At 68.8% G+C, this 24,162-nt stretch carries 19 protein-coding genes and 1 pseudogene; 12 read left to right on the forward strand and 8 right to left on the reverse strand.

The window, feature by feature from the left end:
* Window positions 1-179 precede the first annotated feature (179 nt).
* Window positions 180-1,214 carry a substrate-binding domain-containing protein gene (locus tag ACT2FV_RS05160; RefSeq protein ID WP_444503369.1) on the reverse strand — a complete coding sequence of 345 codons (1,035 nt, stop codon included), beginning with the start codon at window positions 1,212-1,214 and terminating at the stop codon, window positions 180-182.
* A 168-nt stretch (window positions 1,215-1,382) separates the two neighbouring features.
* Between ACT2FV_RS05160 and ACT2FV_RS05165 the strand changes: the two genes are divergently transcribed.
* Both ACT2FV_RS05165 and ACT2FV_RS05170 read left to right on the forward strand, forming a co-directional pair.
* On the forward strand, window positions 1,383-2,969 hold the full coding sequence (locus ACT2FV_RS05165) for a glycoside hydrolase family 68 protein (RefSeq protein WP_059599317.1): 1,587 nt from the start codon (window positions 1,383-1,385) through the stop codon (window positions 2,967-2,969).
* 167 nt (window positions 2,970-3,136) lie between these two features.
* Complete coding sequence (locus ACT2FV_RS05170; RefSeq protein WP_444503370.1) at window positions 3,137-4,792, forward strand: glycoside hydrolase family 32 protein; 1,656 nt, start codon at window positions 3,137-3,139, stop codon at window positions 4,790-4,792.
* Between the two features lie 71 nt (window positions 4,793-4,863).
* Here ACT2FV_RS05170 and ACT2FV_RS05175 read toward each other — a convergent pair whose 3' ends face one another.
* Window positions 4,864-5,613 (reverse strand): SDR family oxidoreductase, encoded by a 750-nt coding sequence (locus ACT2FV_RS05175; RefSeq protein ID WP_059599315.1) that lies wholly within the window; start codon window positions 5,611-5,613, stop codon window positions 4,864-4,866.
* Between the two features lie 146 nt (window positions 5,614-5,759).
* Complete coding sequence (locus ACT2FV_RS05180) at window positions 5,760-6,677, reverse strand: LysR family transcriptional regulator (protein WP_151049528.1); 918 nt, start codon at window positions 6,675-6,677, stop codon at window positions 5,760-5,762.
* A 161-nt stretch (window positions 6,678-6,838) separates the two neighbouring features.
* Here ACT2FV_RS05180 and pdxR point away from each other — a divergent pair, with 161 nt between their 5' ends.
* From pdxR to ACT2FV_RS05220, 8 genes are all read left to right on the forward strand, one after another.
* Window positions 6,839-8,320: a MocR-like pyridoxine biosynthesis transcription factor PdxR gene (pdxR, locus tag ACT2FV_RS05185; RefSeq protein ID WP_444503371.1), complete on the forward strand. Its 1,482-nt coding sequence runs from the start codon at window positions 6,839-6,841 to the stop codon at window positions 8,318-8,320.
* A 94-nt stretch (window positions 8,321-8,414) separates the two neighbouring features.
* Complete coding sequence (locus ACT2FV_RS05190; protein WP_151049532.1) at window positions 8,415-8,852, forward strand: carboxymuconolactone decarboxylase family protein; 438 nt, start codon at window positions 8,415-8,417, stop codon at window positions 8,850-8,852.
* 13 nt (window positions 8,853-8,865) lie between these two features.
* Window positions 8,866-9,288, forward strand: a complete 423-nt coding sequence (locus ACT2FV_RS05195) for a cupin domain-containing protein (RefSeq protein ID WP_444503372.1) — start codon at window positions 8,866-8,868, stop codon at window positions 9,286-9,288.
* 296 nt (window positions 9,289-9,584) lie between these two features.
* A complete protein-coding gene (locus ACT2FV_RS05200; RefSeq protein ID WP_175815277.1) occupies window positions 9,585-10,283 on the forward strand; it encodes a TetR/AcrR family transcriptional regulator in 699 nt (232 codons plus the stop codon).
* The gene (locus ACT2FV_RS05205; protein ID WP_444503373.1) at window positions 10,280-11,245 is read left to right on the forward strand and encodes an HlyD family secretion protein; all 966 of its coding nucleotides are present in this window, start codon (window positions 10,280-10,282) and stop codon (window positions 11,243-11,245) included. Before ACT2FV_RS05200 ends, ACT2FV_RS05205 begins: the two co-directional genes overlap by 4 nt.
* Window positions 11,242-12,201: an ABC transporter ATP-binding protein gene (locus ACT2FV_RS05210; protein WP_151049537.1), complete on the forward strand. Its 960-nt coding sequence runs from the start codon at window positions 11,242-11,244 to the stop codon at window positions 12,199-12,201. The genes ACT2FV_RS05205 and ACT2FV_RS05210 overlap by 4 nt, the downstream gene beginning before the upstream one ends.
* Window positions 12,198-13,352, forward strand: a complete 1,155-nt coding sequence (locus ACT2FV_RS05215) for an ABC transporter permease (protein ID WP_124623772.1) — start codon at window positions 12,198-12,200, stop codon at window positions 13,350-13,352. The genes ACT2FV_RS05210 and ACT2FV_RS05215 overlap by 4 nt, the downstream gene beginning before the upstream one ends.
* 10 nt (window positions 13,353-13,362) lie before the next feature.
* Window positions 13,363-14,856 (forward strand): efflux transporter outer membrane subunit, encoded by a 1,494-nt coding sequence (locus ACT2FV_RS05220; protein WP_174919827.1) that lies wholly within the window; start codon window positions 13,363-13,365, stop codon window positions 14,854-14,856.
* 119 nt (window positions 14,857-14,975) lie between these two features.
* Here the strand turns inward: ACT2FV_RS05220 and ACT2FV_RS05225 are convergent, their stop codons facing one another.
* A complete protein-coding gene (locus tag ACT2FV_RS05225) occupies window positions 14,976-16,196 on the reverse strand; it encodes a porin (RefSeq protein ID WP_151052332.1) in 1,221 nt (406 codons plus the stop codon).
* A 488-nt stretch (window positions 16,197-16,684) separates the two neighbouring features.
* Window positions 16,685-17,749 (reverse strand): phytoene/squalene synthase family protein, encoded by a 1,065-nt coding sequence (locus tag ACT2FV_RS05230; protein ID WP_444503374.1) that lies wholly within the window; start codon window positions 17,747-17,749, stop codon window positions 16,685-16,687.
* Window positions 17,750-18,122: 373 nt separating this feature from the next.
* On the opposite strand from ACT2FV_RS05230, the gene ACT2FV_RS05235 reads away from it, so the two are divergent.
* Window positions 18,123-19,268, forward strand: a complete 1,146-nt coding sequence (locus tag ACT2FV_RS05235) for a glycerophosphodiester phosphodiesterase (RefSeq protein ID WP_444503375.1) — start codon at window positions 18,123-18,125, stop codon at window positions 19,266-19,268.
* Window positions 19,269-19,360: 92 nt separating this feature from the next.
* Here ACT2FV_RS05235 and ACT2FV_RS05240 read toward each other — a convergent pair whose 3' ends face one another.
* Window positions 19,361-20,986, reverse strand: coding sequence for a rhodanese-related sulfurtransferase (locus tag ACT2FV_RS05240; RefSeq protein WP_444503376.1), 1,626 nt, complete (start codon window positions 20,984-20,986; stop codon window positions 19,361-19,363).
* 109 nt (window positions 20,987-21,095) lie between these two features.
* Window positions 21,096-21,662, reverse strand: a complete 567-nt coding sequence (locus ACT2FV_RS05245; RefSeq protein ID WP_151051929.1) for a cysteine dioxygenase family protein — start codon at window positions 21,660-21,662, stop codon at window positions 21,096-21,098.
* Window positions 21,663-21,679: 17 nt separating this feature from the next.
* Between ACT2FV_RS05245 and ACT2FV_RS05250 the strand changes: the two are divergent.
* Window positions 21,680-22,659: pseudogene (locus ACT2FV_RS05250) on the forward strand (LysR family transcriptional regulator).
* A 67-nt stretch (window positions 22,660-22,726) separates the two neighbouring features.
* On the opposite strand, the gene ACT2FV_RS05255 reads toward ACT2FV_RS05250, so the two are convergent.
* Window positions 22,727-24,058 (reverse strand): acyl-CoA dehydrogenase family protein, encoded by a 1,332-nt coding sequence (locus ACT2FV_RS05255; RefSeq protein WP_444503377.1) that lies wholly within the window; start codon window positions 24,056-24,058, stop codon window positions 22,727-22,729.
* Window positions 24,059-24,162 lie beyond the last annotated feature (104 nt).

Here is a 24,162-nt window from a genome sequence, read left to right on the forward strand (position 1 = left end):
CATTTTCGCGTCCGTTGGCAGGCACGACGTCGCATTCATGAGGCCGGATGATAGCCCTCAATTAGACCGGTCGTCTAGAGATCTGGCATTCAGCCCTGCCGCCGTCATGGCTTTTGCGCCGGAGCGCGTCCCGCAACGCTCGTTGCCGATCGCCCCGCCGCCGCGCGCCGCCGTCGTGGCTAGCCGTGCAACGGCCCGTCCGTATCGCCTGCCTCGATCATCGGCATTTCGAGCCGATGCTCGCGAACGCCGTCGGCGAGCAAGCCCAGCATCAGGTCCGCCAGCGCACGCCCCGTCGCATGTCCGGTCGGCTGCACCACCGCCGTCACCCGACGCGGATACGCGACCTCCGGGGGCACCCCGTCATAGACGATGAGCGACATGTCCCGCCCCAGCCGCAAGCCGCTGTCGACCAGCGCCCGGAACGCGCCGCCGCCCGAGATGTTGTTGTCGACGAGCAGCGCAGTCGGTCGTTCCGCCTGCGCGAGTAGCGCCTGTGCGCCCTGCTGCCCGCCGTCGCGCGTAAACGGACCCTCGACGAGCAGCGCCGGATCGGGTTCGATCCCGGCTTCGCGCAGCGCCGCGAGGTAGCCGGCGCGGCGCTGCATCGCGAAATTCAGCGACAGCGGCGCACTGATCATCGCAATGCGGCGATGGCCGAAGCCGATCAGGCGCCGCACCGCATCGCGCGCGCCCGCTTCGTTGTCGAAATCGAACCATGCGTAAGGCTCCGCGGTTTGCGTACGGCCGTACGCGACATACGGAAACGCATTCGAGCGCAGGTACGCGAGGCGCGGATCGTCGACCAGCGTGCGCGCGACGATCAGCCCGTCGACGAGCCTGCCGTCGACGAGCCGGCGATACGTGTCGAGTTCGGCGTTCGGTCGTGCGGCCGCGATGATGAAGTCGAGATTGCGCTCGCCGAGCCGCTCGGTAATGCCCGAGACGACTTCACCGAAGCGCGGGTCCCCCAGATCGCCGGCTCCGAACGGATACACGATGCCGATCGTATCGGCACGCCCCGTCGCCAGCCGCCGTGCGGTCGGATCCGCGACATAACCGAGTTCGCGCGCAGCCTTCATCACGCGCTCGCGGGTCGCCTCGCTCACATCGTCGTAGCCGTTCAGCGCCCGACTGACCGTCGTGCGCGACAGTCCGAGCGCATCCGACAGCGCCTTCAGATTCACCTTCACGTCGCTCCTCGCGTTGTGCATGCCATTCGTTCAACCCGCTCGCGGCGGCAATTATTTCCGAATGGTAGTTATTACCGTCAAATATTTATCTTTTGACGTCCAAACCGGTTTGAAATAGCATCCAAACCGGTTTGGATATTGATACCACCTCAGCAGTTCCTTTTCACCGCAAACGGAAACAACGCCGTCATGACTTACTTTCCTTTTTGCCGCGCGACCGCGGCCAAACGTTTGCTGTTCGCTGGCGCAGCACTGGCCGCCTTCGCGTCCGCGTCGTCCGTCGCGCACGCGCAGAGCACCGGCGCCCCCGCCCCCACGCCGCATACGCAGCAGGCCTACGATCCCGAAGGCAACTTCACGATGCGCTGGACCCGCGCGGACATCCGCCAGATCGTCGCGCAGTCGCACACGGCCGGCGCCGACAAGAACTCGCTGCCGCAGTCGCTGACGATGCCGGACATCCCGCAGGATTTCCCGCTGATCAACTCGAACGTGTGGGTCTGGGATACCTGGCCGCTGGCCGACCTGCGCGCGAACCAGCTCAGCTACAAGGGCTGGGAGGTGATCTTCTCGCTCACCGCCGATCCGCACGCCGGTTACACGTTCGATGACCGCCACGTCCATGCGCGCATCGGCTTCTTCTATCGCCGTGCCGGCATTCCCGCGTCGCAGCGTCCCGCGAACGGCGGCTGGACCTGGGGCGGCCATCTGTTCCCGGACGGCGCGAGCGCCAAGGTGTTCGGCACGTCGCCGATGACCAACAACGCCGAATGGTCAGGTTCCGCGCGCCTCACGCATGGCGACAACGTCAGCCTCTACTACACCGCGACCTCGTTCAACCGCTCGGCCCCCGGCGGCGCCGACATCACGCCGCCGCAGGCGATCATCACGCGCGCCGACGGCCACATCCATGCCGACGACAAGCACGTGTGGTTCAGCGGCTTCGACGATCACAAGGCGCTGCTGCAACCGGACGGCAACTACTACCAGACCGGCCAGCAGAACACCTATTTCTCGTTCCGCGATCCGTTCGTGTTCACCGACCCCGCGCATCCGGGCAAGACCTACATGGTGTTCGAAGGCAACACCGGCGGCCAGCGCGGCGCCCGGACCTGCACCGAGGCCGACCTCGGCTACGCGCCGAACGATCCGCAGCGGGAAGACCTCAACGCCGTCATGAACTCGGGCGCAGTGTATCAAAAGGCCAACGTCGGCCTGGCGGTCGCGACGAATCCGCAACTGACCGAATGGAAGTTCCTGCCGCCGATCCTGTCGGCGAACTGCGTCGACGACCAGACCGAGCGCCCGCAGATCTATCTGAAGGATGGCAAGTACTACCTGTTCACGATCAGCCACCGCACGACGATGGCCGCGGGCGTCGACGGGCCGGATGGTGTCTACGGCTTCGTCGGCAACGGCATCCGCAGCGACTTCCTGCCGTTGAACGGCGGCAGCGGCCTCGTGCTCGGCAACCCGACCGACTTCTCCGCACCGGCCGGCGCGCCGTATTCGCAGGACCCGAACCAGAATCCGCGCGAATTCCAGTCGTACTCGCACTACGTGATGCCGGGCGGGCTCGTCGAGTCGTTCATCGATGCGATCGGCCCGCGTCGCGGCGGCACGCTCGCGCCGACGGTGAAGGTGAACATCAGCGGCACGTCGACGGCAGTCGACCGCGCGTACGGACGTAGCGGCCTCGGCGGCTACGGCGACATCCCGGCAAACCTGCCGGCGACGGGCGCCGACCACAACGGCGGCCCCGGCACCCGTCCGTAACGGGTCCGCTACGGACGCGGCGGGCCCCGCCCGCCAGCGTCGAGGTGGCGCACATCGCGCGTGCCGCGTGTGTGCCGCCTCCCTCCTTCGCAGAATCGCGCATGCTGCCGTTGCAAGCGGCATGCACCCTCCTTTCCCGCTTCGCGCGCCGAAGCACGGAACCCCGCATGAGATCGACGTTTTTTCGCTTTTCCCTCCGGATTGCCCGGCTGCTGCTCGCGTGTACGGCAAGCGCGGCCTGCACGCACGCCAGCGCCGCGCCCTGCGACGCACCGCCCGAACCCGGCACGCAGCAATGGCGGCCGGCCGTGCACTACACGCCGCAACGCAACTGGATGAACGATCCGAACGGCCTCGTCTACGAGAACGGCCGCTATCACCTGTTCTATCAGTACAACCCGCTCGGCCATGACTGGGGCAACATGTCGTGGGGCCATGCGACCAGCACCGACCTCGTCCATTGGCGCGAGCAGCCGGTCGCGATGCGCGCGAGCGCGACGGAGGAAATTTTCTCCGGCTCGATCGTCGCCGACACGCGCAACACGTCCGGCCTCGGCGCGCCGGGCGACACGCCGCTGGTCGCGCTTTACACGAGCGTCTATAAAGAAGGCTCCGGCCACGCACCGGGCACGCAGGCACAATCGCTCGCGTACAGCCTCGATCACGGCGCGACGTGGCGGCCCTACGCGCACAACCCCGTGCTCACGCTCGATCCCGAGTCGAAGCAGTTCCGCGACCCGAAAGTGTCGTGGTACGCGCCGGGACGCTACTGGCTGATGACGACCGTCGTCGCGGACGCGCAGGTCGTGAAGCTCTATCGGTCTGATGACCTGATCCACTGGTCGTTCCTGAGCGACTTCACGCTGCCGGACGTGCCGCATGCTGGCGTGCTGTGGGAAATGCCCGATCTCGTGCCGCTGCCCGTCGACGACGATCCGCGACACATCAAGTGGGTGATGATCGTCAACGTCAACCCGTGGTCGATCGCCGGCGGCTCCGGCGCGATGTATTTCGTCGGCGACTTCGACGGTCGCACGTTCACGCCTGACCACGTCGCGCCGGCCGGTTCCGATCCCGCGCGATTCCGCTGGGTCGATCACGGCGCCGACTTTTACGCCGCCGGCACGTTCTCCGGCACGCCGGGCGCGCGGCCTGTCGCGATCGCATGGATGAGCAACTGGGATTACGCGGCGAAAGCGCCGACGGCGCCCTGGCGCGGCGCGGCGACGTTGCCGCGCGAGTTCGCGCTGAAGACGATCGGCGGCGAACCGACGCTCGTCGTGACGCCGGCCGCCGCGTTCGATGCGTGGGCCGACGGGCGGCCCGCCGTGCATGAAGGCAACCTGAACGTCGAGTCCGCCACCCGCCCGCTGTCGGACGCCGCGCGCGGCATCGTCCAGCGCATCACGGTGACGATTGCGCCGCAGCGCGCGGCCCGCGCGGGTCTGATCGTCCGGGGATCGGCGGATGGCTCGATCGGCACCCGGATCGTGTACGACACGGCGAAGCGCACGCTGACGCTCGACCGCTCGCGCTCCGGCACAACGGATTTTGCCGGCACGTTCAGCCGCGAGCACATCGTCGATCTGCCGCTCGAGCACGGGCAACTGCGGCTCGAAATCGTCGTCGATCGCGGGTCGGTCGAGGTATTCGCGAACGGCGGCCGCGTCGCGCTGACGGACCTGATCTTTCCGCCGCTCGATGCGGACCGCGTGGCCGTGTTCGCCGAGCACGGCAGCGCGGCGTTCTCGGGGCTGACGGTGACGCAACTCCACGGACGCGATCGGACCGACGAAGTCCGTGACGCCTGTGCATCGCACTAGCGATGCGATCGAACGGCGGGGCTGCACCGCCCGACATCGCGTCGGGTCGCGCAGCCCCGCCGGTTACGCGCTCAGAGCAAACCCATCCCGCCCGACGCGATGATTTCCGCGCCGACGATGAACGCGGACTCCGGCGCGCTCAGGTGCAGCACCGTCGACGCGATTTCGTCCGGCGTGCCGAACCGGCCGATCGGGACGAGCCCCTTGATCTTCTCGGCCGTCTCGTCGAGCGTCGCCGCGTCGAGCCCGAGCTTGCCGTACAGCGGCGTCTGGACCGGGCCGGGGCTCACCACGTTCACCCGCACGCCGTGCGGCAGCAGCTCCGTCGACAACGTCTTCGCGAACGAATTGACGGCCGCCTTGCTCGCCGCGTACACCGACGAGCCGGGCATCCCGATATGCGCGTTGATCGAGCCGTTGATCACGATCGACGCGCCGCGGTTCAGCAGCGGCACCAGCGACTGGATCTGGAAATACGCACCCTTCACGTTGGTGTTGAACACGAGGTCCCACATGGCCTCGTCGCTGTCGGCGAACGGCGCGAGTTTCGCGACGCCCGCGTTGATGAACACGGCGTCGAGCCGCGCGCCTGCGGCCGAGATCGCGTCCGCCAGGGCGCGGGCCGACGCGACGCTGCCGGCCTCGTTGCGGATCGCGAGCGCGCCGTCGCCGAGCGACTCGCGCGCGGCGGCGAGCGTCTGCTCGTCGCGACCGGTGATGATGACCCGCGCGCCTTCGGCCGCGAATGCCCGTGCGGCCGCCAGGCCGATGCCGCTGTTGCCGCCCGTGACGAGTACCGTTTTTCCTTCGAAGCGTTGCATGATGTTCTCCTTTGAACCGGTGAGTTGACCGTGAACACAGGATGCGCGCGGCGGGCCGCCTTGCCGTACGACCGGCGCGGCAGACATGTTCGAAATCTTCGAACGTGTTTGTCGGGACCTTTCCGTGCGTTGCGCGGCTGACGCACTCAGCCGACCACGTCGATCCCGTCGAGCAGGCGCTGCGCGAGCCGCGGCTCGCGCAGTTGCTCCAGCCACCATTGCAGCGCCCGGCCCTCGCGGTCGCCGCGCCACGCGACGTACAGCACGTTCGGTTCGCGCGGATCGGCCGTTTCCTTCTCGACGAGCTCGCCGCGCGCGAGCAGCGACGCAACCCGCCGGCGCGGCACCCAGCCGACGCCGAGCCCGTCGCGCTGCGCGAGGATCTTCGCGCGCATCGACGGCACCGCGAGCACCGCCTGCCCGCCGAGCAGCCCGTATGCGCGGCCGACGGCCCGCCGCGACGAATCGGCGACGACGACCGCACGATGCGCGCAGATCGCGTCGCGGGTCAGTCGCTCGCTTGCCGCGGCCAGCGGATGGCGCGGCGATACGGCGAACACCCATTCCATCGCGCCGAGTTCGAACCATTTGAAACCCGGAATCGCCGGCGGCTCGTTGGTCGCGCCGACGACCAGATCCGCGCGACCGTCGCGCAGCGCTTCCCAGGTGCCGCCGAGCACTTCGTACGTGAAGCGCAGCGACACGCCCGAATCGAGCGCATCGAACGCGCGGACGACCGGCAGCAGCGTATCGAACTCCAGCACCTCGTCGCTGACGATCCACAGCCGGTCCTCCCAGCCGCTCGCGACCTGCCGCACGCGCTGCGTGAGCCGCGCGACGTCCAGCGCGAGGCGCGACGCCTCGTCGGTCAGCAGCTGGCCGGCCGGCGTGAGCTGCAGCCGGTAGCCGCGCCGGTCGAACAGCAGCGCGTCGAAACGCGTTTCGAGCTGTCGCGCGGCGTGCGACACCGTCGACGGCGCCTTGCCGAGCCGCGCGGCCGCCCGCGACAGGCTGCCGGTGGCGCGGATCGCATCGAGCAGCGCGAGTTCGTCTTCGGACAGCATGGGGGCACTCCGGTCGTGGATTGTGATGGATCGTAAGGCACCGGCGGGCGGCGGTCCAATCGAATGGCGCCGCGCCCCTGTGTTCGGCGGATGCCGGGCCGGCCACGAACTTCCGGTATGCTCATCGGCATCAAATTGCCTTATTCGGAGTAACCACTGCGATGGACATCGCGATCCGCATCGAAGGCCGTCACGACCTGACCGGGCAAATCTTTCGGCAACTGCGCACCGCGATCGTCGACGGGCGGCTCGAAGGCGGCGCCCGGCTGCCGTCGACGCGCGATCTCGCGAAGCAGCTCGGCGTGTCGCGCAAGACGACGCTCGACGCGTTCGAGCGTCTCGTCGCCGAGGGCTTCCTGAACACGCGCGCGGGCGACGGCACGTTCGTCGCCGACGGCCTCGCGCGGGTTCCGCATGCGGCGGCCTCGACGCCGTCGCTCGTCGAGGCCACGCCGCCCGTTCATGCCGTCGACGCACGCGCGCTGTGGAACGACCTGCCCGATGCGCTCGCGATGCCCGCGCCGCAGGACACGCCCGCGTTCGACTTCCGCGGCGGCGTGACCGACAAGACGCTGTTCCCGTTCGACGCGTGGCGCCGCTGCCTGCATCACGCGTTGCGCCAGCAGGCGCGCGGCCCCGGCCAGTACCACGACCCGGCCGGCGATCCGCAGTTGCGCGGCGCGATCGCGCGCTACGTCGCGTTCAGCCGCGCGGTCGCGTGCGGCTGGGACGACGTGCTCGTCACGCAAGGCGCGCAACAGGCGCTCGACCTGATCGCGCGCGTGGTCGTGCGGCCCGGCGACGTCGTCGCGGTCGAGAATCCCGGCTATCCGCCGGCGCGCGCGGCGTTCGCGTCGCTCGGCGCGACGGTGATCGGCGTGCCGGTCGATGCGCACGGCCTGATCGTCGAACGGCTGCCCGACGACGCACGCCTCGTCTACGTGACGCCGTCGCACCAGTTCCCGCTCGGGATGCCGATGACGCTGGACCGGCGCGTCGCGCTGCTCGAATGGGCGCAGCGCCGCCGCGCGGTGATCATCGAGGACGACTACGACGGCGAATTCCGCTTCGAAGGCCGGCCGGTGGAGTCGCTCAAGAGCCTCGACCGCACGGGCCTCGTCGCGTACGTCGGCACGTTCTCGAAGACGATCTTTCCCGAACTGCGCATCGGCTACGCGATTCCGCCGCGCGCGCTGCGCGGCGCGCTCGCCAAGGCGAAGCAGATCGTCGACTGGCATACCTGCACACTCACGCAGGCGGCGCTCGCGCGCTTCATGCACGAAGGCGATTTCGCGCGGCATCTGCGGCGCGTGCAGAAGCACTACGACGCGCGCCGCAAGATGCTGCTCGCGCATTTGCGCGGCAGCCTCGCGCCGTGGTTCGACCCGATCGTGCCGACCGCCGGCATCCACCTCGCCGCGCACTTGAAACCGAAGCTCGATGAAGCCGCGCTGGTCCGTGCCGCCCGCGAGCACGACATCGGCCTGTACGGAATCGCGGCGTTCCACGTCGGCTCGGCGGCGCGCGCCGGGCTGCTGTTCGGCTATGGCGGGATCGACGCGCTGCGCATCGACACCGCGCTCGCGAAACTGGCCGCGCTGCTGGACTCGGGCAGCGTCGGCGGCGCGACACTGGTTACCTGAATTTTCCCGGAATTGGCCATTCAAGCAGGCCAGTGGCACGCTTAAAGTGGGTCCTGTCGCGCCACCGTGCGCATCAACCGAAAAAGGACCTGCCATGCAACCGCGCCTGAACTTCTATACCGCCAGCCCGAACGCAATCAAGGTGATGCGCAACGCCGAGGAATTCATCGCGAAAAGCTCGATCGAGAAGCCGCTCGCCGAACTGGTCCGGCTGCGCGCGTCGCAGATCAACGGCTGTGCGTTCTGCGTCGACATGCACACCACCGATGCACGCAAAGGAGGCGAGACCGATCGCCGCCTCGCGACGGTCGTCGTGTGGCGCGAAACGCCGTTCTTCACCGAGCGCGAACGCGCGGCGCTGGAGTGGACCGAAGCGCTGACGCTGGTCGCCGACAACCATGTGCCGGATGCCGTCTGGGAAGCCGTAAAGCCGCACTTCAGCGACGCCGAGCTGTTCGAGCTGTCGATGCTGATTGCGACGATCAACACGTGGAACCGCTTCGCGATCGCGTTTCGCAAGATGCCCGAGTAAGGAGACGACGATCATGCGCTCCAGCTCCACGCTCCGCCGCGCGATGCTTTGCACGTCGCTCGCGCTCGTCGCCGCGCTGCCGGCCGCTGCCCGTGCGCACGATGCCGGCGACAACGTGCACGCGATCATGCAGCAGGCCGTGCCCGAAGCGCCCGGCAAGCTCGCCGTCGTCGCGACCGTCGACTATGCGCCTGGTCAGGCATCCGAAGCACACAGGCACCTCGGCTCGGTGTTCGCGGTCGTGTCGAAAGGCGAAGTGCTGTCGCAGGTGAACGGCGGCCCGGTGCGCCGCTATCGCGCCGGCGAAGGCTGGTATGAGCCGCCCGGTTCGCGCCACCAGGTGTCGCGCAATCCGAGCGCGACCGAGCCTGCGCAACTCGTCGTGTTCGGGCTGACGGGCGAGCACCAGCCGTTGAAGTCGCCGATTGATCAGTAACGACGTTTCCGGGGTGCGTGCCGTGTCGGGCGCGCACCCGTGCCGTGCTGCCGGCTTCCCTGCCCGTGACGCGCGGCTTCCTCGCCAGCCTTTGGCGCGGCCGCTCCACCCATTCCTCCACCGGTTCCCCGCGCTTCCCCAGTAGCCGCTCCCTACACTCCGCCGCCGGCACACGGCGTGCCGCCGCGCCGCGTCCCCGCTCGTCCGCACCGCCATTCGGCGCACGCCTGATCTCGATCAACGCGGGCAAAAACCCTTCCTTGAAATTAACTAACTCATCAATTAGCGTCGTCTGCATGAACGCGAAATCCACCGTCGCCAGGCCGCGCGGGCGCCGCCCGTCGGCGGACGACTTCGACCTGCGCGACCACATGCTCGACGTCGCGATGCAGCTGTTCGCCGAGCGTGGCATCGCGGCGACGACGGTCGCGCAGATCGCCGCGGCCGCAGGCGTCACGTCGGCGATGGTCCATTACTACTTCACGAATCGCGAGCAGTTGCTCGATGCGATCGTCGAGGAGCGGCTCGCGCAGGTCATCGCGTTCGTGTGGCGGCCGACCGAGCCGCAGATCGAAAACGATCCGTTCGCGCTCGTCGCCGAACTCGTCGACCGCTTCTTCGACGTCACGCATCGCATGCCGTGGCTGCCGTCGATCTGGCTGCGCGAGATCGTCCATGAAGGCGGGCTGCTGCGCGAGCGGATGCTGCGGCGCATTCCGCTCGAGCACGTCGGGCGCTTTGCCGAGCGCATCCGCGCCGCGCAGCAGGCCGGCACGCTGAACCCCGCGCTCGAACCCGCGTTCCTGTTCCATTCGATCATCGCACTCGTGATGCTGCCGCTCGCCACCGCGAAGCTGTGGCAAAGCGCGCGCGGCCTGCCGCCGGTCGATCGCGACGTGCTGCATCGCCACGTCCGCGCGCTGCTCGGGTCCGGCTTGCAGCCGCCCGCCGCCACACCGGATGCCGGCGCGCATTCGCCGCGGAGGCCGTCGTGAACGTGTCCCGCCTGCTGCCGCTCGCACTGGCCGCCGCCGTCGCGCTGCTCGCCGGTTGCGGACGGCCGGCGAACGACGTCGCGACCTACCAGGGCTATGTCGAAGGCGAATTCGTGTACCTGTCGTCGTCGCAAGCGGGCACGCTGACGCAGTTGTCGGTCGAACGCGGCCAGGCCATCGCGGCCGGCATGCCGGTGTTCTCGCTCGAAGCCGTCAACGAAACGGCGGCATTGCTGCAGGCGCAGCATCAGCTCGCGGCGGCCCGCGCGCAACTTGCCGACCTTCAGACCGGCAAGCGGCCGCCGGAAGTCGCGGTCACGCGTGCCCAGCTCGCGCAGGCCATCGCACAGGCCGCGCGGGCCGCCGCGCAACGCGCGCGCGACGAACGCCAGTACGCGGCCGGCGGCCTGTCGAAGCAGCAGCTCGACGATTCGCGCACGTCCGCGCAGACCACCGCCGCGCAGGTCCGCGAGTTGCAGAACCAGGTCGACGTCGCGCGCCTGCCGGGACGCGCGCAGCAGGTGGCCGCCCAGGCCGCGCAAGTCGATGCTGCGCAGGCGGCGGTTGCCGAAGCGCAATGGAAGCTCGACCAGAAGCGCGTCGCCGCGCCCGCCGCCGGGCGCGTGTACGACACGCTGTACCGCGTCGGCGAATGGGTGCAGGCCGGCAATCCGGTCGTGCAGATGCTGCCGCCGCAGAACCTGAAGGTGCGCTTCTTCGTGCCGGAAGCCGTCATCGCATCGATCGCGCCGGGGCGCACCGTCGCGATCCGCTGCGACGGCTGCGCGGCCGACGTGCCCGCGCGCGTCACCTATGTGTCGCGCGAGGCCGAATACACGCCGCCCGTGATCTACAGCAACGAGAGCCGGACCAAGCTCGTGTTCATGATCGAAGCGCGTCCCGCCGTCGCCGACGCGTCGAAGCTGCACCCGGGCCAGCCCGTCGCCGTGAGGATGCGTTGAACGCGCCGGCCGCTCCGTACGCGATCGACGTCGATCGCCTGAACAAGCGCTTCGGCGACAAGCACGTCGTGAAGGACGTCTCGCTGCGCGTCGCGCGCGGCGAGATTTTCGGCTTTCTCGGGCCGAACGGCAGCGGCAAGACGACGTCGATCCGCATGATGTGCGGCCTGCTCACGCCCGACTCGGGCAGCGGCACCTGCCTCGGCTACGACATCGTGCGCGACAGCGCGCAGATCAAGCGGCGTGTCGGCTACATGACGCAGCGCTTCTCGTACTGGGAAGACCTGTCGATCCGCGAGAATCTCGATTTCGTCGCACGCGTGTACGGGATGCCCAACCGCCGGGCGGCGGTCGCCCGCGCGCTCGACGGGCTCGGCCTCGCGAGCCGTGCGGACCAGCTCACGGGCGCGCTGTCCGGCGGCTGGAAGCAGCGCCTCGCGCTCGCCGCGTGCATGCTGCACGAGCCGGAATTGCTGCTGCTCGACGAGCCGACCGCCGGCGTCGATCCGGCCGCGCGCCGCGACTTCTGGGAAGAACTGCACCGGCTGGCCGCACAAGGCATCTCGGTACTCGTCAGCACGCACTACATGGACGAAGCCGAACGCTGCCACAAGCTCGCGTACATCGCGTCCGGCGAACTGCTCGCGCAGGGCACGTCGGCGGAGATCGTCGCATCGCAGCACCTGTCGACGCGTACGATCACCGGCGGGCACCTGACCGAACTGTCCGCGCGGTTGCGCGCGATGCCGGGCGTCGATCAAACCGTCGTGTTCGGTTCCGCGCTGCACGTGAGCGGCCGCGATCGCGCGCTGCTCGACGCGACGCTCGCGCAGGTCGCGGCGCAGGCCGACGGGCGCGCACCGCTGCAGGTCGCGCCGATCGACACCGGGCTCGAAGACGTCTTCATCTACATGATGGGCCGCGCATCCGCGCCGCCCGGCGGAGCATCGCCATGAACGCGTGGGCGGGCCTGCGCGAATCGTTCTCGGTCGCGCGCTGGTGGAGCATCGTGCTGAAGGAATTCCTGCAGCTGCGCCGCGACCGCGTGACGTTCGCGATGATCGTCGGCGTGCCGATCATTCAGCTCGCGCTGTTCGGCTTCGCGATCAACACCGACCCGAAGCACCTGCCGACCGCGGTGATCGTCGCCGACTCGAGCCCGTTCGCACGCAGCTTCATCGCCGCGATGCGCAATTCCGCGTACTTCGACATCGTCGCGACGCTGCCCGACGAGACGGCCGGCCGGCATGCGCTCGCCCGCGGCGACGTGCAGTTCGTGCTGAGCGTGCCGGCCGATTTCTCGAAGCGGCTGCTGCGCGGCGAGCGCCCGACGCTGCTCGTCGAGGCGGACGCGACCGACCCCGTCGCGACCGCGTCGGCGATCGGCGCGCTGCCGGGCCTCGTGCAGCCCGTCGCGGACAAGGATCTCACGGGGCCGCTCGCGCACCTGAACGGCCGCCCGGCCGCGTTCGACGTCGTGCTGCACCGGCTGTACAACCCCGAAGGCATCACGCAGTACAACGTCGTGCCGGGCCTGATGGGCGTGATCCTGACGATGACGATGGTGATGATGACGGGCCTCGCGATCACGCGCGAACGCGAGCGCGGCACGATGGAGAATCTGCTGGCGACACCCGTGCGGCCGCTGGAGGTGATGACCGGCAAGATCGTCCCGTACGTGTTCATCGGGTTGATCCAGGTGTCGATCATCCTCGCGGCCGCGCGCTACGTTTTCGACGTGCCGTTCGTCGGCGGCCTGTTCGCGATCTACCTGTCCGCGCTGCTGTTCATCGCGGCGAACCTCACGGTCGGCATCACGCTGTCGTCGCTCGCGCAGAACCAGCTGCAGGCGATGCAGCTCGCGGTGTTCTACTTCCTGCCGAACATCCTGCTGTCGGGCTTCATGTTCCCGTTCGCCGGGATGCCGAAGTGGGCGCAGTTCATCGGCAACCTGCTGCCGCTCACCTACTTCAACCGCCTCGTGCGCGGCATCCTGCTCAAAGGCAACGGCTGGGCCGACCTGTGGCCGTCCGTGTGGCCCGTCGCGCTCTTCACGCTCGTGGTGATGGGCATCGCGCTGCGCTTCTACCGGCGCACGCTCGACTAGGGGCCGCGCGATGAAACCGGCTTCGCGTCGCGCCACCCACACCGCCCGCTGCTTGACGTTGGCCGCTGCTGCGCTGCTCGTCGCCGGTTGCGCGGTCGGGCCGGATTTCCGCATACCCGATGCGCCGGCCACGCAGCGGTACACGCGCGATGAACCGCCCGTCACGACGGTAGCCGCCGGTGGCCCGACCGGCGGCGCGCAGACGTTCGCATCAGCCGCGCACACGCCGCGACACTGGTGGACCGAGTTCCGCTCGGAACCGCTGAACCGGCTCGTCGATACCGCGTGGCAAAACAGCCCGACGCTCGCCGAGGCCCGCGCGCGGCTCGACGAAGCACGGCAGAACCATGCGGCGGAAGCCGGCGCGACGATGCTGCCGCGCGTCGACGCGAACGTGTCCGCCACGCGCCAGAAAGTCGACATCGCTGCGTTCGGGCTGCCCGCCAACGTGCCGAATCCGGGGCCGTTCACGCTGTACGACGCGTCGGTGAGCGTGTCGTACGTCCTCGACGTGTTCGGCGGCAACCGGCGCGCGCTCGAAGCGCTGCGCGCCCAGGTCGACTATCAGTCATACACGCTCGACGCCGCGCGCCTGACGCTCGCGGGCAACGTCGTCGCGACCGCGATCCTGCGGGCGTCGCTCGCGCAGCAGATCGCGCTCACGCGTGAGCTCGTCGACGCGCAGGCGCGGCAGTTGCGCATCGTCGCAGCGCGCTTCGCGGCGGGTGGCGTATCGCAGGCCGACGTGCATGCGCAGCGCACGCTGCTCGCGCAGACGCAGGCCTCGCTACCGCCGCTCGCGGCCCGCTTCGCGCAGGCCGGCCACCGGCTCGCGATCCTGCTGGGCGCGCCGCCGTCCGACGCCGCACTGGCCGACCTCACGCTCGATGCGCTCGCGCTGCCGCACACGCTGCCGGTCGCGCTGCCGTCGACGCTCGCGCGCGAACGGCCCGACATCCGCGCGGCTGAGGCCGTGCTGCATCAGGCGAGCGCGAACGTCGGCGTGGCGACCGCGAACCTGTATCCGCGTTTCTCGATTTCGGCGGGAATCGGTTCGGAACGCACGCGCATCGCCGATATCGTGAGCGGGCTCAATGTCTGGAATGTCGGTCTCGGCCTGACGCAGCCGCTCTTTCATGGCGGCGAACTGCGCGCGAGGAAGCACGCGGCCGAAGCCGCATACGATGCCGCGTTCGCAAGCTATCGGGAAACCGTGCTGCTGGCGCTCCAGCAGGTCGCCGACGCAATGCGCGCGGTCGAACACGATGCGGCGGAGCTGGAGGCACGAGACACGGCCGCACGGGAAGCGGCGGCCGGCAACGCGATTGCCGGCGACCGTTACGCGGCAGGCGGGATCAGCACGTTCGCGCTGCTCGATGCGCAGCGGCAGGCACTGCAGACCGCGCTCGATCGCACGCGCGCGCAGGCCGACCGGCTTGCCGATACGGCGGCGCTGTTTCAGTCGCTGGCGGGGAACTGGTCGGAGGACGATTCGACCCGGTGACGATCAGGACGACGTGTGCCCGCGCGATGCGCGCGGCACGCATCCGCGAAAAAAAACCGGCCCGAAGGCCGGTTTTTTCATACCGCATGCCGTGAGCGGCGCTTGCGCGCCGCGCGACATCAGAAGCGGTGGATCATGCCGACGCCGGCAGCGATCTGGTTCTGCTTCGAACCCGCGCCCACGCCGTCGCCGATCGACGTCGTTGCATTGACGATGCCGCCGGTCAGGCCGCTGATCGTGTTGCCGCTGGCGTGCTGGTACGCTTCAACCGCGTACAGGCCCGTGCGCTTCGACAGGCTGTAGTACTGCGACAGCGTGACCTGATGGTACTTGGCCGAGCTCGAGACGCCGTTCGATTCGGTCGCACGCGTGTACGAGTAGCCTGCCGCGAAGTCCCACTGCGGCGCTGCCTTCCAGTGCAGCACGGCGCCTGCCGTGTTGAAGATCGCCGTATTGCGGAATGCCGACTGCGTGCCCGGGATGTACTGGACGTTCGAGTACGACACCGAGATGTCCCACGCCGGCGTGAACTGGTAACCGGCCGTCACGGCGACGCGTTGCTGCGACTGTGCCGTCTTGTAGCCGCCGTTGATCGACGACACGGCCTGTTCCGCACCGTTGCCGCTCGAATCCAGACCGTTTTGCGCGGTCGAGTTCGCGCCCCACACGCCGCCGCCGAGCGTCGCGTTGTTGATGCGCTGATAGCCGACCGCGATGCCTGCCGGACCGTTCAGGTACTGGATCGCCGCGCTCCAGGTCGAGCCGCGGTTGAAGCTGCCCGCCACGCCGCCGAGCGAGTACGAACCGCCGACCGTGAAGCCGTAGAACTTCGGCGACATATAGACGAGCGAGTTGTTCGTGCGATAGTTGGTGTCGAGCGAGTCGATATCGCCCGGGTGCGCGCCGTAGTAACCGGTCAGCCAGGTCGTCGGGCTATACGGCGACAGCAGCGTGTAATACGCGGTGTACTGGCGGCCGGCCGTCAGCGTACCGTACGTCGCGTTGGTCAGACCCACCCACGCCTGACGCGTGAAGATGCCGTTCGTCCATTGCGACGAGCCGTTGTTCGCGTTGAAGCCGGCTTCCAACTGGAAAATCGCCTTCGTGCCGCCGCCGAGATCTTCGCTGCCCTTCAGGCCGAAGCGGCTGCCTGCCCAAATGCCGGTGGCCATCTGCACCTTCGAGTGACCACCCGAAACCGCGCTGGTAGCCGACGAGTTGTTCTGCCAAGCGATAGCGTTATCGACGATACCGTACAGGGTAACGCTGCTCTGGGCGTGGGCGGCGGTAGCGGCTGCGAGACCCACTGCCGTCATGGCGAAAGCGACGCGCTTTTTCATTGATTCTCCGTCCTCAAAGAATGATTTCTTTTCTGGTGTGGTTTTATGACTGACACATGTGCGAGTACATGCCGGTGCGATTCTGACGGATTACCAATCGTTTCCCAACATGTGCAGTCGGTCATCGTATGATCGACGCAACGCAGGGGTTCACCAAACGGTTACATAACACCTGAAAACGCTTACGCGGTGGGCCTCTCCGGCATTTCCCGGTGAAAACCCTAGCTTTACATTTTTACTGGTGCATCGCGACCGTCCAATGTCGTCAGACGCCTTCGGCAACAACCTTCTTACAAAAGCGCGACCTCGGCTGGTGCCGCGATTCACGCCGCCGCGCAGGATCGCTGACATTCATGACACCCACGTTTCGGGAAGCGAAATCGTGTAAACGTTTCAGTCCGTGTGGGGAGAATCAGACGGGAGTGGCCCGGCGAACGCGGGCCGAGGGCGATGCCCGCGCCTGTCGCGCCGGCATCGTGCAGCGCAACTCAGCGCGCGGACGCCTGCCCGATCCGCGTGTTCACCGCGTCGACGAGCGCGTTCATGCGCGCACGGATCGCCGCGTTCGAGCCGACGAGCGCGAGCGACGACGCCATGATCCGGTAGATCCGCTTGCGCGGCACCTTCGCCGGCCTCGCCGGATCGAGCCACGCGTCATGGCCGGCCAGCAGTTCGAGCGTTTCGAGGCCGATCATGATGGGCCACAGGCACGCGAGCCGCAGACGCACGAAGCGGCGCGGAATCGCCAGCGTGTACCGGCACGCGTCGCGATACTGATCGAGCGCCACGCGCAGCAGGTCGACCAGCACGCCGCGCGCGCGCGCCGACGCGTCGGGCGACATCAGGTCGGCGACGCCCACGCGGTGCGCGGCCAGCACGTCGTCCGGCAGGTAGCAGCGGCCAATCCGCAGGTCCTTCGCGCAGTCGCGCAGGATGTTGGTCATCTGCAGCGCCTTGCCGAAACGAATGCCCTTCTCGCGCATGTCCGCCAGGTCCCAACCGCGCGCGGCGCGCGTGTGCGCACCGGTCATGTCGGTCCAGAATTCGCCGACGCAGCCGGCGACCAGATAGGTGTAGCGATCGAGCATGTCGCGATCCGGCAGCGACGCGACCTCCCCCGACTGTTCGTCGGGGAACGTGCGCAGGTCGAACTCCATCCCCGACGTCAGCGTCGCGACGACCTTGCGGATCGATGCGCGATCCGCCTCCGGCTGCGCGCGCAGCAGCGCGAGCATCGGCTGCATCGAGCCGAGCAGCACGTGCTCGTGCGAATCCGTCTGCATCCGCGTCACCTCCTCAAGCGCACGCGACAGCGCTGCGCCGTCGCCGAGCCGCTCGACCTCGTCGCGCAGGTCGGTCAGCAGCGCCGCACGGCGATCGGGCGCGACGAGCGCCGTGTCGGCGATCGTGTCGGCCGCGCGCGCGAGCAGATAGGCCAGGCCGACCGGGTCGCGCATGCCGTCGGGCAGCACGCGCAGCGTCAGGTAGAAGGAGCGGGAAACGTTCTTCAGCAGGTCGCCGAGCAGATAGGCGGGATCGGTATGAGTCGTCATGGGTCGGTAAAAATCGGCCGGCGCGGGCCCCGGACGCACGCTGTCGCCGGGCGCCCGCGCCGGCCCGCGAGTCGCCGCATCGTCGCGCGCGAGCAGGCGTCGGCCCGGTGCGGCGATGCAAAAGTCCCGCAAGTTTAGTGCATCCGGCGCGCCGGCTCCCGGCGACGGCCGGATCGCGCCGCACGCACGGTTGCGCTATCAGGCCATCCCGTGCGTTTTGAGCGGAAACGAAAAAGAAAGGCACGAGTAATACATATGTAATTATCCGATGCGACGATCGCGTCCCGTTCGATCCCGCGCGGCCCGCAGAGACAGGCCGCACCCGCCGGAACGACCGCCCTTTCACCGACTTCCGTTTCGAAGGTTCTCCACCATGCTCTTCACGCGCCCGACCGCCCTGCGCTGCATCCCGCTCGCCTGTGCCGCCGCCCTCCTGCTCGCCGCCTGCGGCGGTGACGACGTGTCGGCATCCGATCCGACGCAGCCGATCTCCGCGAAGGTCCAGGTGGTCGGTCATCGCGGCGCGAGCGCGCTGCGCCCCGAACACACGCTCGCGTCGTACCGCAAGGCGATCGAGGACGGCGCGGATGTGATCGAACCCGATCTCGTCTCGACTCGCGACGGCGTACTCGTCGCGCGCCACGAGAATGAAATCTCCGGCACGACGAACGTGTCGACCCTGCCGCAGTTCGCGAGCCGCAAGGCGACCAAGACGATCGACGGCGCGCAGCTGACCGGCTGGTTCACCGAGGACTTCACGGTCGCCGAATTGAAGACGCTGCGTGCCCGCGAGCGCATTCCGCAGGTCCGCCCGGCGAACACCGCGTACAACGACCAGTTCGAGATTCCGACCTTCGACGAGATCGTCGCGCTCGCGAAACAGATGGCCGCGCAGACCGGCCGCACGATCCACCTGTATCCGGAAACCAAGCACCCGACTTACTTCCAGTCGATCGGCCTGCCGCTCGAGGACCGTCTCGTCGATGCGCTGCTGAAGGATCCGTACACGGCACGCACGGCGACCGTCTACATCCAGTCGTTCGAAGTGGCGAACCTGAAGACGATCCGCAACCGGATCAAGACGAGCCAGCCGAACTGGAAGCTCGTGCAGTTGATGGACGAAGCCGATCAGCGTCCGTACGACTTCGTGAAGGCGAACGACAAGCGCACCTACGGTGACCTGTCGACGCGCGACGGAATGCGCGAGATCGCGTCCTATGCGAACGGCGTCGGCCCGTACAAGACATCGATCATCGCGGTCGCCGCCGATGGCACGCTGCAGCAGCCGACGCCGTACGTGCGCTACGCGCACGAAGCCGGCCTCGTCGTGCATCCGTACACGTTCCGTCCGGAGAACAACTTCCTGCCCGCGTCGCTGAAGGACGGCGGCACGCCGGCCACGCGCAACACCGCGGGCTCGGTGCGCGAGATCCAGGCGTACCTGCGCGCGGGCATCGACGGCTTCTTCACCGACGATCCGGCCGTCGGCCGCACGGCCGTCGACACGTTCAAGCGCTGAGTGGACTGAACGCGCCGGATGCGATGCGCCGCTGAGCGCGCGGCAACCGGGCGCGGCGCATGTCGTGCCGCACGCCGGTTGCCGCGTCGCGGTCAGATCACGCGGAAGTGGTGCGTGCCGTCGCGCTTCAGCTGGTCGACCAGCCCGTATTCCCAGTCGAGATACGCCTGCATCGCGGCGGCCGCGTTGTCCGTGCCTTCATACGGGCGCCGGTAGCGGTCGACGCGCGGCGACGCCAGATGCGTCTCGCCGTGCTCGAGCGGCAGCCCCGCGTCGATCCACGCGGCCGTGCCGCCGGTCAGCACCGTGATCGCCGCGGAAGCCGGCAGCAACGCGCGCGCGTCGTCCGCCGCGAACCGCGCGAGCAGGCTCGAACCACACGTGAAGACATAGCGCTTCGCCGGCGGGATCGCGGCGAGCGCGTCGCGCAACTGCGCACGCACGACGAACCACGCGCCGGGGATATGGCGCTTCACGTAGTTCGCGCTGGTCGTCACGTCGACGATCGCGACCTCGCCCGCGGCCGCTTCCTTCAGCCAGCCCGCAAGCGTCGCGGGCGACACCTCGGTCACCTGCGGCGTCGCCGGCACGTCGCGCGGCGGCTGGCCGCGCTCGGTGAAGGCCGCCGTGCCGGCCGGCTCGATCACGCGCACGTCCCAGCCCATCTGCGCGAGCCACGACGCGGTCATGTCCGCGCGCACGCCGTCGTCGTCTGCGAGCACGATTCGCGCGCCGCGCACGGGCGCGTGATGGTCGGTCTCCTGCACGAGCTGGCCACCCGGCGTGCCCAGGAAGCCTGGCAGATGGCCGGCCTCGTATTCCTCCGGCGTGCGCACGTCGAAGCGGTACAGCGTGCGGCCCGGCTCGTCGAGCGCCGCGACGTCCGCGAGCGCGATGCGCGGCACGCCGGCGCGCTCGGCCACCGCGCGCGCGGCGCGGCGGGCTTCCTCACGCTGCGCGGGTTCGACGTCGTCGGGAAAGCGTCGCGCGGCGCCGTGCTCGAGCGTCTGGCCCGCGAGCGTCCAGCCGATCGTGCCGTTGCGCAGTGCCGCGACCGGGTTCGGCAGCCCTGCGTTCACGAGCGATTGCGTGCCGATGATGCTGCGCGTGCGGCCCGCGCAGTTCACCACGACCCGGGTTGCGGGGTTCGGCGCGAGCGCGCGCACGCGCAGCACGAGTTCCGCCCCCGGCACGCTCGTCGATGTCGGGATGTTCATCGTCTGGTATTCGTCGAAGCGGCGCGCGTCGACGATCACGACGTCGGCCTTTTCGTCGATCAGCGCCTGCACTTCCTGCGCGGACAGCGACGGCGTATGGCGCTCGGCCTCGACCCATTCGCCGAACGACTTGCTCGGCACGTTCACGTCGATGAACAGCTCGCCGCCCGCGGCGAGCCAGCCCGCGAGACCGCCGTCGAGCAGCCGCACGTCGGTATAGCCGAGCTGCGCGAGCTTCACGGCCGCGCGCGGCGCGAGATCCTCGCCGCCGGCCTCGCCGAACACGACGATCGGCGTGTCGCGGCGCGGAATGCGCGTCCACGCGTCGAGTTCGAGCTTCGACAGCGGAAAGTTGGCGGCCCAAAGCGGATGGCCCTGCGCGTATGGATCTTCCTCGCGCACGTCGATCAGCGCGAGCTCGTCGCGGGCCAGGAGGCGCGCGCGTACGTCCTGGTACGACGCGCCGGGGAAACGGGAAGTGGATTCAACGGATTGCGTCACGATGTCTCTGTCGGATTCTGTTGAAGTCGGTGAAAAAAGCAAACGGAAAACGGATGAAGCCCGAGGCCGCGGGCGTGCGCTCGCAACGGAACGCCCGCGACTTTCGGCGTCACACGTTCGAATAGCCGGACACGAACGGCTTCACGGTGCCGTCGTCCAGGAACACCGCGCGCTCGACCTTGCCGATGTTCGCGCCGTACACGTGGATGCTGATCGATACCTGGTCGGCGAACGCGTTGGTCACGCGATGAACGTCGCCGATGCTCGGCGACACGGCCTCGACGTCGCCCGGCCGCAGTTGCACCGCAGCGCCCGACGGCACCGGCCTGCCGGTCGCGTCGAACCGGTACGGCTGCGAAAACTCGCCGCCGCGCAGCATGCCGATCAGCCCCCACACCGTGTGATTGTGGATCGGCGTCGTCTGGCCAGGCCCCCACACGAAGCTGACGACGGAGAACCGATCGTCGGGATCGAGATGCAGCAGGTACTGGCGGTAGCGCTCGGGATCGGGCTGCGCGAACGCGTCGGGCAGCCAGTCGTCGTGCGCGACGAGCGCGGCAAGCAGCGCGCCGCCCTCGTCGAGAATGCGCGCCTCGTTCGCGCCGGACGCGAGCAGCGCGCCCAGGCCGTCGACGAACGGACGCAGCGGCGTCTGATGCAACGAAAGCGTACTCATCGGCTGCCTCCTCGAATATGATGCCGAATATGATGAATCGTCATGATCACCCGAAAGATCATGCAGAACAAACATGAAAATTAGCGATATCGACGCTTTTGCAGCGGTCGTCCGCTGCCAGACGCTGAGCCAGGCCGCGGCCGAACTCGGGATGACGCAGCCGGCGATCACACGGCGCGTGCAGAATCTCGAGGAAGCGCTCGGCGCGACGCTGCTCGACCGCAACACGAAACCGCCGCGCCCGACCGACATCGGGCTGCAGGTGTTCGCGCAGTGCCGCGCGATCCTGCGCGAGGTCGATGCGCTGCGCGAACTGACGGCCGGCCAGCGGCCGCCCGCCGGCAAATTCCGCGTCGGCCTCACGCAAGGGCTTGGCGAACTGATGCTGCCCGGCCTGATCGCGCGGATCGCCGGGCAATGGCCGTCGCTCGCCACGCAGGTCACGACCGCCTGGGGCGGCATGCTCGTCGAGCGCGTCGCGCGCCGCGAACTCGATGCGGCGCTGGTGTTTCTGGCCCGCGAGATGGTGCTGCCGCCGCACGTCGAGGGCGAACGGCTGCTGGCCACCCGGCTCGTCGCGGTCGGCCGCAAGGGCGACTGGCCGCGCCGCAGCTACCGGCTCGCCGACTGCCATGCGCGCGGCTGGGTGCTCAATCCCGACGGCTGCGGCTTTCGCGCGGGCCTGCGCCGCGCGCTCGACGCGCAGGGGCTGCCGATGCCCGTCACGCTCGACACCCATGGTCGCGACCTGCAATTGCAGAGCGTCGCGAACGGCATCGGCATCGGGCTGATGCCGATGCCGCTCGTCGAAGGCAGCCCGCTGCGCGATGCGGTCGACATCGTGCCGCTCGCCGATTTCAAGCCGCAGATCGATCTGTGGCTGCTGCACCGGCAGGACGCCGCACGCTTCGCGGCGCCGCTCGCGGCCGTGGGCGCGCATGCGCGCGCGGCATTCGCACTGCCCGCGGATGCCGCCGCGCACGACGAAGCCGCCTGAGCTTGACCAAGGCCTGCGACGCCGGCACCGCGCTGTCCCGTTTGCGCCGGCCGTCATGCGGCCCCGCTCACGCATCGCTTCGACCGGAAGCCGGTGCGCCGCGTGACGTCCCGCCAGCCTCCGCGCTGGCGTTCTCGGTTGCGCTTCGCGCCGCGGCGTCGAGCGCAGCACGCCCGGCGGCGACCGCGATCGTATCGTCCTGCGGCGTATGCACGCGGCTGCACAGCACGTCGCGATAATGACGTTCGAGCGGATTGTGGCGGCTCAGCCCGTGATTGCCCGACAGCTTCAACGCGTGCTCGACCGTGCGGATCGCCTGCTCCGTCACGATTCGCTTGACGAGGCCGCTCGTCGTCACCGTCGGTGCGTCGCCCGAATCGGTGCGCGCGATGTGCTCGTCGAGCAGCACGCGGTTCGTGTGCAACCACCCTTCGATCTCGCCGACGGCCTCCTGCATGCGCGGCAGCGTCGCGAGCGGTGCCCCGAGCCCGCTCGGCGCGCGCGTCGTCGCGAACTCGAGCAGCCAGTCGCGTGATGCGCGCGCCACCGCATCGTAGAGGCTGCCGAGCAACGCAACCATCCACGCCTGCTGGTCAGCCTGCGCGTCGATATCCGCATGGCTCGCGGCCGATACGGCCCACGCATCGGGCCCGCGCACGTCCACCGCATGATCGGCTGGCAGCCGCACGTCGTCGAACACGACCTCGTGGCTGCCCGATGCGCGCAGGCCCAGGTGGTTCCAGCTTTCGATCACGCGGATGCCTGCGTCGTCCTCCACATCGCGCTCGCGCGGCACGAGGAATACGCCGACACGCGGCTCGGGTTCGTCGGTGCGTGCCCATACGGCGAGCCAGCGCAGCGCCGGAATGCCGGTGCTGTACAGCTTGTGGCCGGACAGCCGCCAGCCGTCGCCGTCGCGACGCGCAATCGTTTCGGGCAGGCCGCCGCGCGACGGCGAACCGAGCGCCGGTTCGACGCGCAACGCGTTGATCAGCGCGCCTTCAGCCACAGCACTGTCGAACACCGCACGCCGCACGTGCGCGGGCCAGCGGTTGTCCGCGCGGCCGAGCGCGCGATGCTGCAGATACGTCATCGTCAGCACCAGCGCAGTCGCGGGATCGGCGCGCGCGACGGCGGCCACGATCCGGCTCGCCTGCGCCAGCGTCGCGCCCGCGCCGCCATGCTCGCGCGGCACGACCTGCGCGATCAGCCCGGCGCGATGCAGCCGCGCGAAGTTCTCGTGCGGGAAGCGGCCGTCGACGTCGTTGCGGGCGGCGTCCGCGGCGAGTTCGGGAGCAAGACGCTCGAGCAGCGCCGCGACGCGCGCATCGTCGGCAGGCAGATGGCGCAGCGACGACTGCGGCGGTAGCGGCGAGGAAGCAGCAAGTCTGGCGGACATCGGTACGGGTTCCCTCGGTGACTGGATAGCGGGGTAACGCAACGGCGGCAATGGCGGAGATCGATTGGCGGACGGCGCGGCGGCGCGTGAAGCCGCCGGCGATC

This window comes from Burkholderia sp. PR2 (assembly GCF_052372875.1).
GTDB lineage: Bacteria > Pseudomonadota > Gammaproteobacteria > Burkholderiales > Burkholderiaceae > Burkholderia > Burkholderia diffusa.

Coding starts and splice junctions, on each gene's coding strand:
- ACT2FV_RS05170 (WP_444503370.1), top strand. CDS start 3,137: ATGAGATCGACGTTTTTTCGCTTTTCCCTCCGGATTGCCCGGCTGCTG.
- ACT2FV_RS05235 (WP_444503375.1), top strand. CDS start 18,123: ATGCTCTTCACGCGCCCGACCGCCCTGCGCTGCATCCCGCTCGCCTGT.
- ACT2FV_RS05255 (WP_444503377.1), bottom strand. CDS start 24,058: ATGTCCGCCAGACTTGCTGCTTCCTCGCCGCTACCGCCGCAGTCGTCG.
- ACT2FV_RS05165 (WP_059599317.1), top strand. CDS start 1,383: ATGACTTACTTTCCTTTTTGCCGCGCGACCGCGGCCAAACGTTTGCTG.
- ACT2FV_RS05195 (WP_444503372.1), top strand. CDS start 8,866: ATGCGCTCCAGCTCCACGCTCCGCCGCGCGATGCTTTGCACGTCGCTC.
- ACT2FV_RS05245 (WP_151051929.1), bottom strand. CDS start 21,662: ATGAGTACGCTTTCGTTGCATCAGACGCCGCTGCGTCCGTTCGTCGAC.
- ACT2FV_RS05175 (WP_059599315.1), bottom strand. CDS start 5,613: ATGCAACGCTTCGAAGGAAAAACGGTACTCGTCACGGGCGGCAACAGC.
- ACT2FV_RS05200 (WP_175815277.1), top strand. CDS start 9,585: ATGAACGCGAAATCCACCGTCGCCAGGCCGCGCGGGCGCCGCCCGTCG.
- ACT2FV_RS05160 (WP_444503369.1), bottom strand. CDS start 1,214: ATGCACAACGCGAGGAGCGACGTGAAGGTGAATCTGAAGGCGCTGTCG.
- ACT2FV_RS05190 (WP_151049532.1), top strand. CDS start 8,415: ATGCAACCGCGCCTGAACTTCTATACCGCCAGCCCGAACGCAATCAAG.
- ACT2FV_RS05225 (WP_151052332.1), bottom strand. CDS start 16,196: ATGAAAAAGCGCGTCGCTTTCGCCATGACGGCAGTGGGTCTCGCAGCC.
- ACT2FV_RS05215 (WP_124623772.1), top strand. CDS start 12,198: ATGAACGCGTGGGCGGGCCTGCGCGAATCGTTCTCGGTCGCGCGCTGG.
- ACT2FV_RS05220 (WP_174919827.1), top strand. CDS start 13,363: ATGAAACCGGCTTCGCGTCGCGCCACCCACACCGCCCGCTGCTTGACG.
- ACT2FV_RS05180 (WP_151049528.1), bottom strand. CDS start 6,677: ATGCTGTCCGAAGACGAACTCGCGCTGCTCGATGCGATCCGCGCCACC.
- pdxR (WP_444503371.1), top strand. CDS start 6,839: ATGGACATCGCGATCCGCATCGAAGGCCGTCACGACCTGACCGGGCAA.
- ACT2FV_RS05230 (WP_444503374.1), bottom strand. CDS start 17,749: ATGACGACTCATACCGATCCCGCCTATCTGCTCGGCGACCTGCTGAAG.